At 62.2% G+C, this 14,636-nt stretch carries 14 protein-coding genes; 7 read left to right on the forward strand and 7 right to left on the reverse strand.

Going from position 1 to position 14,636, the window contains the following annotated elements:
* The first annotated feature begins 82 nt into the window (after positions 1-82).
* The 7 genes from C8N35_RS04005 (at position 83) to C8N35_RS04030 (ending at position 5,691) form a co-directional block, all read left to right on the forward strand.
* Entirely contained in the window at positions 83-454 is a 372-nt protein-coding gene (locus tag C8N35_RS04005) for an XdhC family protein (RefSeq protein WP_107989071.1), read from the forward strand.
* Between the two features lie 40 nt (positions 455-494).
* Positions 495-1,223: an XdhC family protein gene (locus C8N35_RS04010; protein WP_107988286.1), complete on the forward strand. Its 729-nt coding sequence runs from the start codon at positions 495-497 to the stop codon at positions 1,221-1,223.
* A complete protein-coding gene (locus C8N35_RS04015; RefSeq protein WP_107988287.1) occupies positions 1,220-2,881 on the forward strand; it encodes an NTP transferase domain-containing protein in 1,662 nt (553 codons plus the stop codon). The genes C8N35_RS04010 and C8N35_RS04015 overlap by 4 nt, the downstream gene beginning before the upstream one ends.
* A gap of 23 nt (positions 2,882-2,904) precedes the next feature.
* Positions 2,905-3,615 (forward strand): hypothetical protein, encoded by a 711-nt coding sequence (locus C8N35_RS23560; RefSeq protein ID WP_146177342.1) that lies wholly within the window; start codon positions 2,905-2,907, stop codon positions 3,613-3,615.
* 150 nt (positions 3,616-3,765) lie between these two features.
* Entirely contained in the window at positions 3,766-4,368 is a 603-nt protein-coding gene (locus tag C8N35_RS04020) for a L,D-transpeptidase (protein ID WP_428977099.1), read from the forward strand.
* Positions 4,369-4,403: 35 nt separating this feature from the next.
* Positions 4,404-4,940 (forward strand): OmpA family protein, encoded by a 537-nt coding sequence (locus C8N35_RS04025; protein ID WP_342753477.1) that lies wholly within the window; start codon positions 4,404-4,406, stop codon positions 4,938-4,940.
* Positions 4,941-5,478: 538 nt separating this feature from the next.
* On the forward strand, positions 5,479-5,691 hold the full coding sequence (locus C8N35_RS04030; protein WP_107988289.1) for a hypothetical protein: 213 nt from the start codon (positions 5,479-5,481) through the stop codon (positions 5,689-5,691).
* 28 nt (positions 5,692-5,719) lie between these two features.
* Here the strand turns inward: C8N35_RS04030 and recF are convergent, their stop codons facing one another.
* The 7 genes from recF to mutM all read right to left on the reverse strand — a co-directional run bounded on the left by recF (position 5,720) and on the right by mutM (position 14,579).
* Entirely contained in the window at positions 5,720-6,859 is a 1,140-nt protein-coding gene (recF, locus tag C8N35_RS04035) for a DNA replication/repair protein RecF (protein ID WP_107989073.1), read from the reverse strand.
* A 208-nt stretch (positions 6,860-7,067) separates the two neighbouring features.
* Entirely contained in the window at positions 7,068-8,186 is a 1,119-nt protein-coding gene (dnaN, locus tag C8N35_RS04040; protein ID WP_107988290.1) for a DNA polymerase III subunit beta, read from the reverse strand.
* Positions 8,187-8,455: 269 nt separating this feature from the next.
* Positions 8,456-9,946 carry a chromosomal replication initiator protein DnaA gene (gene dnaA, locus C8N35_RS04045; protein WP_107988291.1) on the reverse strand — a complete coding sequence of 497 codons (1,491 nt, stop codon included), beginning with the start codon at positions 9,944-9,946 and terminating at the stop codon, positions 8,456-8,458.
* Positions 9,947-10,257: 311 nt separating this feature from the next.
* Positions 10,258-10,704 carry a rhodanese-like domain-containing protein gene (locus C8N35_RS04050; protein WP_107988292.1) on the reverse strand — a complete coding sequence of 149 codons (447 nt, stop codon included), beginning with the start codon at positions 10,702-10,704 and terminating at the stop codon, positions 10,258-10,260.
* Positions 10,705-11,922: 1,218 nt separating this feature from the next.
* A complete protein-coding gene (gene rpsT / locus C8N35_RS04055; RefSeq protein ID WP_107988293.1) occupies positions 11,923-12,186 on the reverse strand; it encodes a 30S ribosomal protein S20 in 264 nt (87 codons plus the stop codon).
* Between the two features lie 339 nt (positions 12,187-12,525).
* Positions 12,526-13,299: an enoyl-CoA hydratase gene (locus C8N35_RS04060; RefSeq protein ID WP_107988294.1), complete on the reverse strand. Its 774-nt coding sequence runs from the start codon at positions 13,297-13,299 to the stop codon at positions 12,526-12,528.
* Positions 13,300-13,670: 371 nt separating this feature from the next.
* Positions 13,671-14,579, reverse strand: coding sequence for a bifunctional DNA-formamidopyrimidine glycosylase/DNA-(apurinic or apyrimidinic site) lyase (gene mutM, locus C8N35_RS04065; protein WP_107988295.1), 909 nt, complete (start codon positions 14,577-14,579; stop codon positions 13,671-13,673).
* Between the last annotated feature and the right edge of the window lie 57 nt (positions 14,580-14,636).

Raw genomic sequence — 14,636 nt, forward strand, 5'->3', positions numbered from 1 at the left:
ACATCCCCCTTCCTCCCGTTGCGGCCGATCCTATATGCTTGCGCTCAAGGACAGCGGGAAACGGCGCGGGGAGAATGCCCAGATGACCAGTTCCACCCATTATCAGTCGGCCAATCATCAGGCTCTTGAAACGGTTCCCGACACGCTCGACGTGCTCGCCGTCGCCGAGGGCTGGCGCGCGGCCGGGCGCGACGTGGCGCTTGCGACCGTCATGGAGACTTGGGGCTCGGCTCCGCGTCCCGTGGGCAGCCATCTCGTCATCGACGGCGAGGGCAATTTCGAGGGCTCCGTTTCGGGCGGTTGCGTCGAGGGCGCCGTCGTCGGCGAGGCGCTCGACGTTCTGGAGAACGGAAAGCCGCGCATGCTGGAATTCGGCGTCGCCGACGAGACGGCCTGGAAGGTCGGACTTTCCTGCGGCGGGCGTATCCGCGTCTATGTAGAGAAGGTCGACTGATGATCCGTCCCGATCTTTCCCTCGCACCGGAGCTGACGCCATGGATCTTGCGCTCCTGAAGCAACTCAACAGGGAACGCGCCGCCCGGCGCGGCTGCATCCTGGTGAGCGAAATAGCCACCGGCGCCCAACGCCTCGTACTGGAAACCGATGATACGTCTGCCGATCCACTGGCGGAGGAATTCGCCGCCCGGTTTCGCTCCGGCAAGTCCGGCATGGTAAGCGACGAGGCGGACGGTCAGGTGTTTCTCAATGTCAGCGTGCCGCCGCCCCGGCTCGTCGTGATCGGCGCGGTACACATCTCGCAGGCACTGACGCCCATCGCGGCAATCGCCGGCTTCGACATGGAAATCATCGACCCGCGCACGGCTTTCGCGAGCCCCGAACGGTTTCCCGATGTGCCGCTTCATGCGGAATGGCCCGAAGACGTGATCCCCCGAAAGGTCTCGCTCGACCGCTACACCGCCCTCGCCGCGCTCACCCACGATCCAAAGATCGACGATTATCCGCTGATCAAGGCGCTCTCCTCCGGCTGTTTCTATGTCGGCGCGCTGGGCAGCCGCAAGACGCACGCGTCCCGTGTCGAGCGGCTGACGAAAGCCGGCGCGAGCGAGGCGGATCTCGCCCGCATCAAGGCGCCCATCGGCGTGAATATCGGAGCCGCGAGCCCTGCGGAAATCGCAGTCGCCGTGATGGCCCAGATCATCGAAGAATTGCGCAAGGGCGCGCGCGCCAGTGTGCCGGCGCCCGTCCGCGAGGCAATGGCGTGATCTTCGCCACCCTGCCGCTGGCAGAATGCGAAGGGGCGACCCTCGCCCATTCGCTGAAAATACCCGGGCTCGTCCTGAAGAAGGGCACAGAACTTACCGCTGCCCATATCGCCGCGCTCAGCGAAGCTGGTGTCGGGGAAATCACCGTCGCGCGGCTGGCGGAGACGGACGTCAAGGAAGACCGGGCCGCGGCCCTCATCGCCGAGGGTGTCGCCGGACCCGGCGTGACGGTGGAGCGCGCTTTCACCGGCCGCGCCAACATCTTCGCTGATGCCGCAGGTGTACTCGTCGTCGACCGTGCGGGCATCGACCGGCTCAACCGCATCGATCCCGCCATCACGCTTGCCACTTTGGGAGAATATGCGCCGGTGGAAGCCGGCCGCATGGTGGCGACGGTCAAGATCATCCCCTATGCCGTTGCCGGCGATCTGGTGGCCACGGCCTCCGCGCATGGACAGGAAGGCCTTCTGCGCCTTGCGCCCTACCGGGCGATGAAAGTCGCGCTCATCTCGACCCGGCTGGCATCGCTGAAGGAGCGGACCATCGACAAGACGGTGGCCGTCACGCGCGAGAGGTTGAGGCCTGCGGGGGCGAAGATCATCGCCGATATCCGCATTCCGCATGAGGCCGGGGTTCTCGCCGAAGCCCTGCGCAAGGTGCGCGCCGAGGGCGCAGAGCTTGTCATCGTTTTCGGCGCCTCGGCAAATGTCGATCTCGGCGATGTGGTGCCGCGCGCGATCGAGGCGGCCGGTGGCCGGGTGGAGCATTTTGGCATGCCGGTCGATCCCGGCAATTTGCTGGTAATGGCGCGCCTCGGCGACATTCCGGTAATCGGCGCACCGGGATGCGCGCGCAGCCCCAGCGAAAACGGTTTCGACTGGGTGCTGAGACGTACGCTTGCCGGCCTCGCCGTTACGGCAGACGATCTGACCGGTCTCGGTGTCGGCGGGTTGTTGATGGAGATCGTCTCGCGTCCGCAACCGCGCCGGGCCCCGCAGCCGGATATTTCCGGGGCCGCAGCGCCGCGTGTCGCCATTCTTGTGCTGGCCGCCGGTCGATCCACTCGCATGGGCGGGCCGAACAAGCTCCTCGCCACGATCGACGGTGAACCGCTTGTGCGCATCGCCGCGCGCCATGCGCTCGATGCGGATCCGGCCTCGGTAACGGTCGTCACCGGGCACATGGCGGACAAGGTCGGCGCGGCGCTCTCGGGGCTCGACGTCGCCATCGTCCACAATCAGGATTACGCCGAAGGCCTTTCCACCTCGCTCAAGGCCGGTATCGCGGCGCTGCCCGGGGAGATCGACGCAGCACTCGTCATGCTCGCCGACATGCCGCAGGTTTCACCGGAGATCATCACCCGTCTGATCGATGCCTACGATCCGCCGGCCGGCGCCCTCATCGTCGTACCGACGGTTGCCGGCAAGCAGGGCAATCCCGTTCTCTGGTCGAAACGCTATTTCGCCGATCTCATGACGATCCAGGGCGATGTCGGCGCCCGCCACCTGATCGGCACAAACGCGCAATCCGTGGTGGAAGTGGAGGTTGGCGAAGCCGCCCGGCTCGATCTCGACACGCCGGAGGCCCTGGCAGACGTGGGTGGGGAAATCGTCCGGACTCTCAATGTTCCTGCCACCTACGTAGTAGAGGATAAATAATATAACTTGGAGATTTATTTGAAATGCTTATAACGAAATATTGCACACCTGACGCCAGACAACATATTCTCTCTGGTAATTTCAAGATCGGCTCATTGTCAGAATATAGAAGTTCTGAAGCTGGTGGAGGACTAATGGCAGATCGAGGAGAAGGGATGGGAGAAATTGGCCTGGCTGGAAATTCGCTTATCCGTTCCGGTCGATTTGGTTCCTTTAATTTCTCGAATGTAGGCCTATCAGGCGATAGGCCATTCTTCACACAAGGATTTTCAATAGATGCGCACGTATACTGCACCTCAGTTGGCGGATACAATCGAGACACGCACATGAATATTCGAAATGGAACAAGATCGTATTGTGCAAACCCTAATTACAAATCTTTTATTGTTTTGGATCTAGATTATCTAATTAAAGCCTTCGAAGAAATAAAGTATTCTATGAATAAAGATGACACTAATATATATAATGGAGAAGTTAGGTATTGTTCGAGAGAAAAGGTGATTAGAAGTGAGAATTCAAATGTCAACTCAAGTGGCAATGATGTAGAAATGCATATGAAAGATATAATATTTATTAAACAAGATATTTTTCAAGTTGAAAATGAATATAGAATATCTATTTTTAGTATAAATAACGATAAATTATTGAAGAGTGTATATACAAGAGATATGAGCGAGTATATACAGAAATTATTTGTGCGTTCGATAGTAGACAAAGGTGCAAATCTCGAATAAAATGTGAAATATATTTTTGAAATTAAAATGTAAATATTGATAAATTATACTTTCTTGCTTTATGATTAAAGTAATCATCACCTTTCGAAAGAAATATAGCTATGAACCGACGCACCCTCTTCTGTGGGGCCGCCGCATGTTTGGGGGGCAATTGGCTTCAGCTTTAGCTCCTTACAGTCGCGCAGCCCCGCCTCCGCCGCCGTCTGGTTCTCCGGCACCGCGGAAGATGAGGGTTTCCAGTACCGTCGCACCAATTTCGGCACCATCAAGCCGCAGTGGCGACGACAGATGGTGAAGTATTTCTCCAGCGAGCCGCCGGGAACCGTGGTGGTCGATACCAAGCACCACTTTCTCTACTGGATCTGGGAGAACAACATGGCGCTGCGTTACGGCGTGGGCGTCGGCAAGGAGGGCTTCCAGTGGTTTGGCCACGCCCGCGTCGACCGCAAGGCGCTGTGGCCGCGCTGGGTGCCGCCACCGGAAATGCTGGAGCGCAAGCCGAACCTGCCGAAACTCGTCAAGGGTGGCGCGCCGAACAATCCGCTGGGACCACGTGCGCTGTATCTTTATCGCGACGGCCGCGATCTCGGCTACCGGCTGCACGGCACACTGGAGCCGTGGAGCATCGGCAATGATGTGTCCTCAGGCTGCGTGCGGATGTTCCCCGAGGACGTCATCGATCTTTATCAGCGCTGCCCGATCGGAACCCGCGTGCTGGTGCTGGAACATATCGCGGCCGCCAAGGAAGGCTGACGACGTTCGCAAGGGGCAAGGGGGGGCTGAACGCAGTGGCGAAGGGCAGCGGTCGTCTGGTGGCGGCATGGATTACGGCGGGCGTACTGGCTGGGCTTGGTGCGGGGTGCGCTGGGGGGCCGTTGACGGGCGGCGGCGACACGCCGGATACGACCAACGCACCTGCCGATGGCTTTGCGCAGGTGGCGCCGGGCTCGAAGCAGGACTTCATCATGAATGTCGGCCGGCGGACCTACTTCGCCGGGGGGGCGGCGGATCTGGACACGACCGCCAAACGCACGCTCGACAAGCAAGCGGTCTGGCTGCGAGCCCATCCGGAGTGGTACGCCAAGCTTCAGGGCCATGCGGACGATCCAGGAAATGCAGCCGCCAACCAGACCCTTTCCGCCAAGCGGGCGGAAGCGGTGATGTCCTATCTGGTCGCTCAGGGTGTGCCCGCCACACGCCTGTGGGCCAAAGGGTATGCGCGTCAACGCCCGGTGCGCGCATGTTCCGAAATCGAATGTACGGCACAAAACCGACGGGTCGTTACCAACTTGCGGCGCGAAAAGGATGAATCCGCCCCCGATTGACACGGGCAGTTCAAACCCCATTTACCCTTGCGGCAACCGCATGGCCCGTATGTGCAAGCTGCAATTGTGTCACAACTTCGGGCCGCGTATGCTCGCTTCAGGTGAACCGGATCCGGAATTCCGGTCGGCGGGAGGCAGAGCCTGATCGACGATGGAAGCCCCGGAAAGCGCGTCTCGTTGACGCCGATGCCATCAGGTTCCTGGCGCATCCACAGGTCTGACGGCATGGCAAAGCGTTCTTGGCACTTTGCCAGACGGTTCAGAAGTCATGACAGCACCACTGAGAAAACGGAGCGCTGCGAACAGGCGCTCCGTTTTCCGTGGTCTTGAAGGTAGTTTCGCTCGGACATGACAGGATCCGAGCGAAGGGTCCGCGCGCTGCGTGCGCAATTGAGAGTGATCCACGTTCATCGAAACGCGGACCGCTCCGGAGCACCGCTCCTTGCGTCCCGCTATCGATGATGGTGACCGTTGGCGGGGCCCATTTACGACAGACGCACCCGGCGCGGATGATGCCGGGACAAGGAAGGCAAGAACAATGAACGATCCCAGACTTCCCCGTACCGGCCAGTGCAAGTGGGCCGAAGGAACGGGTGGCAACTACGTCTTTCCGTGCAAGAACCGTGTCGAGCCGGGCGTTTCCTACTGCGCCGAGCACCACGCGCTGGTCTACATCTCCCCTGAAGAACGTCGCCGCCACCGCGAGCACCGCCAGCAGCAGATCGCCGCTCCCGCGCGCGCTGCCGCCTGAGGCAAAGGCGCCCCCGAGCCCAATTTCTTCAATCGATCCCCTGCACCGTTCCCTCGCTCACCGTGAAGCGCTGGGCATCGTCGGGCAGTGCTTCGAACAGGGCCTTGTCCGTTCCCGTCATGAAGACCTGACCGCCCAGCGCATCGAGCCGGGCGAACAGTGCCGCACGGCGGGACGGATCGAGGTGTGCCGCGACTTCGTCGAGCAGCAGGACGGGTGTCATGCCGGACACCCGGGCGGTCAGTTCCGCGTGGGCGAGCACCAGACCGATCAACAACGCCTTCTGTTCACCCGTTGAGGCGAGCCCCGCTGGCATGCCCTTGGCGACATGCGTGACGGCGAGGTCGGTTCGGTGCGGACCATCGAGCGTGCGCCCGGCAGCCCGGTCGCGCGGCCGTCCGCGCGCCATCTGATCGGCGAAGGCATCCTCCAGATCCACAGCAGGCGTAAGCGCCGCAAGTTCCTCGAAAGGGCCTTCGAGGGCGAGGGCCGCGCGCGGAAAGGCATCCCCGCCCGCATGTTCGCCAATAAGCCCCGAAAGCAAGGTCACCGCTTCGCGTCGGGCGAGGGCCATGGCGACACCGAGCGAAGCGATCTGCGCCTCCACCGCATCGAGCCACGCCGCCTCGCCGCCGGTTTCCAAAAGCCTGTTGCGACTGCGCATCGCCTTTTCGAAATCGGCGACACGACGTCCATGGCCAGGGTCCACAGCCAGGACGAGACGGTCGAGGAAGCGGCGGCGATCCCCGGCAGGGCCGGTAAAGAGCCCGTCCATCGCCGGGACCAGCCAGAGAACACGCACATATTGTGACAGCTCCTCGGCCGCACGGGCATCCGTTGCATCGATACGGATGCGCCTGGACGCCGCCGCGAACGAAAATCCGGTTCCCAGCCGCGTCTCACCGTCAGAATTTTCCAAAACAGCCGCCACGCTCCACCCGTCGGGGTGGGAATTGTCCCGGCGCGCCTTTTGCACGATGTCCGCAAACGCGGCGCGGCGCAGCCCCCGGCCGGGGGTCAGCAGCGAAATGGCTTCCAGCAGATTGGTCTTTCCCGCACCGTTGTCGCCAGTCAGCGCCACCAGTCGCGCGTCGATCTCCATCGAGGCGGAAGCGTAGTTGCGAAAATCGGTGAGGGTCAGGCGGGTCAGGCGAACGGAAGTGGGCATCACGGGCATGGCCTCGCGATGTGGATGGGGGCCGGGCCGAAGGTCATGGAACCGATTCGCTGCATGGCGCCGATAATGGGCAAGAGCGCCCCCGGCGTCACCCGCTCAGTTGCCTTCAGCACATGCCGAAAAGACCGCCTCCCCCGGAGCATGCCGGGGGAGTTGCCTGTTGTGATCGAAAGCGGGATCGAAACGGATGATCCCGCCGCTAGACCCGCATCGGCATCAGCACATAAAGCGTGTCGTCCGCGCCGGAATTCTGTACCAGCGTCGGCGAGCCGGCATCTGCCAGACGGAAAATCGCGGTTTCGCTGGTAAGCTGATTGGCGATATCGAGCAGGTAGCGCGAGTTGAAGCCGATCTCGATCGGCTCGGCGTCGTAGTCCACCACCAGTTCTTCCGTTGCGGAGCCCGAATCCGGGTTGTTCACGGTCAGCACCATGCGGCCTTCGCTCATGGCGAGCTTCACCGCACGGCCACGCTCGGAGGAGATGGTGGACACGCGGTCGACCGCCTTCTCGAACTCGGCGCGCTCGACCTGCAATTCCTTGTCGTTTCCCTGCGGGATGACACGTCCATAGTCGGGGAAAGTGCCGTCGATGAGCTTGGAGGTGAGCACCACCGGGCCAGTCGTGAGACGGATCTTGGTCTCCGACAGCTCGATCGCTACGTTGGCCTCCGGCTCGTCCAGCAGCTTCTGGATTTCACCGACCGTCTTGCGCGGAACGATGATGCCGGGCATGCCGACGGCACCGCCGGGCGCGGCGACCTCGGCCTGGGCGAGACGGTGACCGTCGGTCGCGACCGCGCGAAAACGCGCGCCGTTCGGGCTCTCCACCGTGTGGAAGTAGATGCCGTTCAGGTAGTAGCGCGTCTCCTCGGTGGAAATGGCGAACTGCGTGCGATCGATCAGCTTGCGGAAGTCTGCCGCCGCAACCTCGAAGGAATGGCTGAAATCGCCTGCGGTGAGATCGGGAAAGTCGGATTCAGGCAGCATCTGCAGCGCAAAGCGCGAGCGCCCGGCCCGGATTTCCAGCGTTGCCTGGTCGGATGAGGTTTCCATCACCACCTGCGAGCCCTCGGGCAACTTGCGCACGATTTCGTAAAGCATGTGCGCGGGCACAGTGGTCGCGCCGGGGGCCTCGACCAGCGCCGGCACGGTTTCCGAGATTTCGAGGTCTAGGTCGGTCGCCTTCAGCCGCAACTCGCCGCCGTCGGCGCGGATAAGCACGTTCGACAGGATGGGAATCGTGTTGCGGCGCTCGACAACCCGGTGGACATGGGTCAGGGACTTCAGAAGATCTGTCCGCTCGAGGGTCGCTTTCATGAAAGTCGGTCCGTCATTGGCCGGGCTGCGGAACAGGTCCGCGAAGGCCCGGAAACATCAAGGCTTCTCGTGAGCCGGGGGGATACGAAACTGCCCGGATTGCGTGCCGAATGCAAGGGGGCAGAAAGCCTGTGGGCGATCTGTTGATTGCGTCGCGAAGGCAAACCGCCGGCAGAGCCTCTCCACCTTGCAAAAATGCGACCCCGTCCGCCGGGACAGAGCCGCATTTTGAAGGAAACGAACGTAAGAGGCCGTTTCGATTGACGCTATCAGCTGTCCAGCATCCGCTTCAGGAGTTCGATCTCCTGGGCGAGCGCGGGATCGTTCTTAACCAGTTCCTCGATCTTGCGCACGGCATGCAGCACGGTTGTGTGGTCGCGGTTGCCGAAGCGGCGTCCGATCTCGGGCAGAGAGCGCGGCGTCAGCATCTTGGCCAGATACATCGCGATCTGGCGCGGCCGGACGATGGTGCGCGTGCGCCGCGCCGACAGCAGATCGGGCTTCGACACGTTGTAGTGCTTGGAAACGACGCGCTGGATGTCCTCGATCTTGACTCGGCGCGGCTCGTGCGTGCGCACCAGATCGCGCAGCGTCAGCTCGGCCATTTCCGGCGTGATCGGCTGGTTGGTGAGCTGATTGTGGGCGACCAGCCGGTTCAGCGCCCCTTCAAGGTCGCGCCCGTTGGCGGTGACGTTGGAGGCCACATAGTCGAGCACACCGTCAGGCATGGCGAAATTGGGATGGGCCGCAGCCACCTGACGCGTACGGTTGGCGAGGATCGCCCGGCGCAACTCGTAATCCGGCGTCTGGATGCCGACGACGAGACCACCGGCAAGCCGCGAGCGGACGCGGTCGTCAAGCGTCTCCAGTTCGCCCGGCGCACGATCGGCGGCGACCACCACCTGGCGGGCGCCGTCGATGAGCGAGTTCAGCGTGTGGCAGAATTCCTGCTGCACCTGCTTGCCGTGCAGAAACTGCATATCGTCGATGAGCAGCAGGTCGATACCGCGCAGCGTGTCCTTGAAGGCCAGAGCGGACTGCGACTTCAGCGCCGCCACGAAGCGGTACATGAAATGCTCGGCGGTCAGATACAGCACCTTGCGGCCACCGTGGCGCGCTTCCGCCGCGATGGCGTGCAGGAGGTGGGTCTTGCCGAGACCGACGCTGGCATGGAGGTAGAGCGGATTGTAGGTGACCGGACCATTTCCCGCGATCTGACGGGCAGCCGCGAGCGCCAGCGCATTCGAGCGGCCTTCAACGAAGGTTGAGAACGTATATTTCGGATCGAGCGCCGCACCTTCCAGTACATCGGCCGCGGCCATGGACTGACTGCCCGATTCGACCGGACGGAACGCGCTGACGGTGGCCGGGCGCGACTGCATCATGTCGGGTACCGACATGGAGCGCGTATCGCCGACCGACGACTTGAGCGATCCGGCGGTGGCCACGCCGCCCTGACTGGCGGCCTGGGCAACGACGGAGGGCCGCGCCCGGATCGCACCGCGAACCGTCAGCTCGATGCGGTTGATGTCGCCGCATTCGCTCTGCCACAGGTTGATCAAACGGTCGCGATAGTGCGACTGGATCCACTGCTTCAGGAAACGGGTGGGCACCGACAAACAGACGGTTCCGTCGGCCCCGCGGCTTTCGAGGTCGACCCGCGCGAACCAACTCGAAAACACGTCCTCACCGAGCTCCGCCCGGAGCCGCTTTTTCACGCGGCTCCATTGTTCCGGTCCCGGCACTCCTGAAACGTCCATGCCTGCATCTCCAATCTGTCGATGGGGCGGGCCGCCGCGCCCGCGCACCTCCTGTAAACAAGCCGCGTTTCATGCGCGGCCTCGTTCTTGCGCCGGTCGTTCGCATCTCTTTCGATGCCCCGCCAACGCTTGTCTTCCTGTCGGTTTCCCCGGCCTCTTCGGTCGGGCTCCGACACGGACGGTCATTACCGCCCCAAAATACGCAATACGCCTAAGCCGCCTTACCTCTCAAAAACGTATGAACATGCCGTCGTCCGGGCCGGTCTGCCGGTCACGAAGAACCAGCACCTGGCGGATACGGCCTTTTCAGATCAGGATTGCCGCCAAGGCAGTCCTTCGTATTTCCATCCCTCGAGAGAACCGCGATGCCGGTCCGTGTCGGGCGAGCCTTCAAAGCCGCCGATCACGTTGTAACAGGCACCGAAGCCCGCCGCAGTCATCGCAATGGCCGCAGCGCGGCTACGCACGCCCGAGCGGCACAGAAAGTAGATAGGCCCGTCCTTCGTCGCGCCGCGCTCTTCCACAAGCCCGGTGAGCGTGGCGACAAAGTCGGGGTTGGCGGCTCCGGTCGGATAGGTCTGCCACTCAACGAAGAGAGCGTCGCGCCCCAGCGGCGAGAGGTCCGGGATACCCACGTAGTTCCATTCTGCCTGGGTCCGGACATCGACCAGCGTGGCGGTCGCATCCTCTTCCAACGCTTTGTACGTCTGCGCCGCCGAAGCGTCGCCAGCGTAAGCGCCGGCCGTTGAATTAGACATAGAGCCCCCTTGCAGCAGGCCGGAGCCGGCTACATGATTTCTGGTCAGTTAAAGGTTTATTCGGATCGGACGCCGGCGCGCGGGCCAGCCAGGACGGGCGAAGACATAAGCTCCAAAGGTCGTTCTGTCGAGCCGTCTTCTGAGGAAGAGTCAGCGCCGCCGGTGTCCTGGGAACAGTTAAGATTATTATTTAGGCAATACAGTCCCATTGCTCGCACCAGAGCCCCCTAAACCTTCTTTTTTAGATTAACACGAGGTGCCGCGCCCCGGTTAAATTGAACATAACCAGCTTGCCGGATGTGGGCAACCACGTGGATTCCACTATTCGGCAAGGCCAGCTTGACGACGCGGGGTCAGCTGCGTCGAGCGATGACGAGGGCATTTCGATAAGGCTTGTGGACTCAACGGATTTCGAGAACCACTGCGACCTGAGGACGCGCGAACATTGCGCGCGATTTTTTTTTCGACACGCGATCTTGACTCACACGGAATCGACCACGCCACCTCCGCCGGACTCGCAACATATCAGTAAGTATCTGTATTCATGTCATTTTTCTTGTCATCCTGATAGCCGCCGAAAGAGCCGTACAGGTGCCTCTTTTTACGATCCGCAAGCCCTGTCCAATTTGCCGACTAAAAGAAAACCCGGCATAGAGCCGGGCATCAGCGAGATCATCCCGCAGGGTGAGAAATGAAGGCGCGACCTCGCAAAAACCGTCAATTTTGACGATATCGTTAACGTCGTCGCGAGGATCGCGCTAGATCCGGTCAGGCCTGACACGGGACCGCCCACGGCAGCCCCATGGACATCATGATGGGGTCACACGCAGCGTCCCGATGACGGCACCGGCCCATGCGCCTTTCGCGTTCACTATCGCGGTCCCCCGAGCCACGCCTCAACCTCCAATAACGCACACGCAAAGACCCTTCATGACACACATGAGGGGCTGCGACCGTCCATCGGAAGCACAAGACATTTGGGGGAAGAAACGGTGTGCGCGAAGCCGATCGCGGGCGAAGGCGCATGGCCTTCATTGCCACGAGCACCGCTTTCCCGAAGCGGGAGACGCCGCTTACAGGAAACAGCGCTCCGCGACTCCGGTCCAGCCAGATCCGAAATCCACACGCACTGCGCGCCACGAAGACCAGCCTGTCGGCCCCGATGGGGCCGACGGACGCATCAACGCCACGGTTCTCTGCGCAGGACCAGGAAAACGATCAGGCGATCGCCTTAACCCGCTTGTTCAGACGGGAGACCTTGCGCGCACCGGTATTGGCGTGCAGCACGCCCCGGGTGACGTTGGCCATGATGACCGACTGGGCGGCCTTCAGGGCTTCCGACGCGGCGGTCTTGTCGCCAGAGGTAATGGCTTCCTCGACGCGGCGGATGAAAGTCCGCATGCGGCTGCGGCGTGCCTGGTTGACGGCCGTGCGGCGGGCAATCTTGCGGGCCGCCTTCTTGGCCGAAGGAGTGTTGGCCATAGGCTCAATCCTGGTCCAATGAGTGAAACTGTCGAAATGCGGTTTCGAAGTGCCGGAAGCGATCCACGCATAACGAGATCGAAAGCCGCATCATGCACTGCGCCCGGCACAAACGAAACCGGCGGCGGAAGACCGCCACCGATTGGATCGGGCTTATAGTGCGGCACGGCCTTGAGGTCAACGACCTAGAGCGCTTTCCGTTCAGACGAAACCGTCTGAACAACAAAAAGCCGTTCCAGATCAATTATTTGAGCATATTCTTTTCGATCAGACTGAATCAATCCGGCCCAAACGTGCTCTGCGGCCGGTCTTGTGAACCGCACCCGCTCCTTGTTGGCCTCACTTGTTCTTGAACTGGGGCGACCGCTTCTCGATGAAGGCGCGCATTCCCTCATTCTGGTCCTCTGTGGCAAAGGAGGCGTGGAACATCCGCCGCTCGAAACGCGTGCCCTCCGCAAGCGTCGTTTCATAGGCGCGGTTGACGCTTTCCTTGATCATCATGACTATAGGCAGGGACATTTCCGCGATCTTGTGCGCGACGTTGACGGCCTCCTCGACGAGGTCCGCAGCCGGCACGATGCGGCTGACGAGACCGGCACGTTCGGCCTCCTCCGCATCCATGAAACGGCCGCTCAGGCACATTTCCATCGCCTTGGACTTGCCGACGAAGCGGGTGAGCCGCTGGGTGCCGCCGGCACCGGGCACCACGCCGAGCGTCACTTCCGGCTGGCCGAACTTGGCGTTGTCGCCCGCGATGATGAAGTCGCACATCATGGCCAGCTCGCAGCCGCCGCCCAGCGCGTAGCCCGAGACCGCGGCGATGACCGGCTTGCGCACGCGCGTCACCCGTTCCCAGGGCGTGATGTGGTCGCGCTTGTAGGCTTCGGCGAAATCGAACTCCGACATTTCCTTGATGTCCGCGCCGGCGGCAAACGCCTTTTCCGACCCGGTCAGCACGATGCAGCCGATCTTGTCATCCGCCTCAAACGTATCGAGGGCGCGGTTGAGTTCTTCAAAGAGAGCGTTGGAGAGAGCGTTGAGCGCGGATGGGCGATCGAGCGTGATCAGACCGACCCGGCCGCGCGTCTCCACCCGAATATTCTCGTAGGCCATGATTCCTCCGAAAGGGCAGGCGAGATCCCGTGCGACGGGATCGTCGCGGGGCCTCGAGGCTTGTTGAGGCCGGAAGTGTCGCTTCCAGCTTCCAGACAAAAGGCGTATCGGCTGGCGCTGCGTGGTGCAACAGGGCTTATGCGCGCCGCCACGCGCGAAACGCGCTCTCTGCGCGAGGCTGCGTCACCGCTCTTGAGCGTTTGGCGGATGCACATGATCCGCGAAAATGACGAAGGGGATTTCTGGCTTCGAGACGACGAGCCACGGTATAGTCGGCACATCGCAAGGCACAAGGGCATCTCGCGGCATGCCAAACGGGGCAGACGGTGCGGCCTAGAGCCGCCCCCCGCCCGGCGGAACGGTTCCCCGGCTCAGCGCTGACAGACCCCACAATAGAAAGTCGAGCGCCCCGACTGCACGATACGGGCGATGGAGCCCCGGCAACCCGGGTGGCGACAGGAGGTACCCTCGCGGTCATAGGCGGCGAAGGAGTGCTGGAAATAGCCGAGTGAGCCATCGGTCTTCATATGATCGCGCAAGGTGGAGCCACCCGCCGCGACCGCCTCGGCCAGTACCGAGCGGATCGCCTCGGCCAGACGCCCGGCCGCGGCCGAAGGCCGGCCGGCTTTCGTGACCAGCGTCCCCGCCGCGCGCATCGGCGAAAGCCGCGACCGCCACAGCGCCTCGCACACATATATATTGCCGAGCCCGGCAATGACCTTCTGGTCGAGAAGGGCGGCCTTGAGCGGCGTCGTACGCCCAGCGAAGGCCTTCGCCAGCCAGGAAGCGTCCAGCTCGTTACCCAGCGGCTCCAGCCCCAGATGCGCGAAAAAGGGATGGCTCTCCAGCCCCGCTCGCGCGACGAGCGTCATGAAGCCGAAGCGGCGCGGGTCGTTGTAGATGATGCGCGCCGGCACACCGTCGGCGGGCTCCAGATGCAGCACCACGTGATCGTGGCGTTCGTTCTTGGAGCGGGGATGATGGAAGGCGCCCGGCGCCTCTTGTGCAGCGATGCTGACGCTCGGGGCCTCCGCGATCCTGAACGACCCGGACATGCCCAGATGCATGACCAGCACGTCGCCGGAAGACAGGTCGGCCAGCAGATATTTCGCGCGTCGGCCAAGCGCCTCGATGCGCTGGCCCTCGAGCCTCGCCACGAAATCGGTGGGGAAGGGAAACCTCAGGTCCGCGCGCCGCTGCTCGACCCGGGTGATTCGCGCCCCTTCCATGACCGGAGCGAGGCCGCGGCACACGGTTTCGACCTCGGGCAGTTCGGGCATGGTTTCTCCTTGAGCCGCTTTGGCTTAAAAGGCGATGGAATCGAACGGCGCTGTCCA

Source organism: Breoghania corrubedonensis, from assembly GCF_003053845.1.
GTDB lineage: Bacteria > Pseudomonadota > Alphaproteobacteria > Rhizobiales > Stappiaceae > Breoghania > Breoghania corrubedonensis.

Excerpts from the sequence above, each read along its gene's own strand:
- C8N35_RS04005 (WP_107989071.1), top strand. The coding sequence starts at position 83 with ATGACCAGTTCCACCCATTATCAGTCGGCCAATCATCAGGCTCTTGAA.
- C8N35_RS04010 (WP_107988286.1), top strand. The coding sequence starts at position 495 with ATGGATCTTGCGCTCCTGAAGCAACTCAACAGGGAACGCGCCGCCCGG.
- C8N35_RS23560 (WP_146177342.1), top strand. The coding sequence starts at position 2,905 with ATGCTTATAACGAAATATTGCACACCTGACGCCAGACAACATATTCTC.
- C8N35_RS04030 (WP_107988289.1), top strand. The coding sequence starts at position 5,479 with ATGAACGATCCCAGACTTCCCCGTACCGGCCAGTGCAAGTGGGCCGAA.
- recF (WP_107989073.1), bottom strand. The coding sequence starts at position 6,859 with ATGCCCACTTCCGTTCGCCTGACCCGCCTGACCCTCACCGATTTTCGC.
- dnaN (WP_107988290.1), bottom strand. The coding sequence starts at position 8,186 with ATGAAAGCGACCCTCGAGCGGACAGATCTTCTGAAGTCCCTGACCCAT.
- dnaA (WP_107988291.1), bottom strand. The coding sequence starts at position 9,946 with ATGGACGTTTCAGGAGTGCCGGGACCGGAACAATGGAGCCGCGTGAAA.
- C8N35_RS04050 (WP_107988292.1), bottom strand. The coding sequence starts at position 10,704 with ATGTCTAATTCAACGGCCGGCGCTTACGCTGGCGACGCTTCGGCGGCG.
- rpsT (WP_107988293.1), bottom strand. The coding sequence starts at position 12,186 with ATGGCCAACACTCCTTCGGCCAAGAAGGCGGCCCGCAAGATTGCCCGC.
- C8N35_RS04060 (WP_107988294.1), bottom strand. The coding sequence starts at position 13,299 with ATGGCCTACGAGAATATTCGGGTGGAGACGCGCGGCCGGGTCGGTCTG.
- mutM (WP_107988295.1), bottom strand. The coding sequence starts at position 14,579 with ATGCCCGAACTGCCCGAGGTCGAAACCGTGTGCCGCGGCCTCGCTCCG.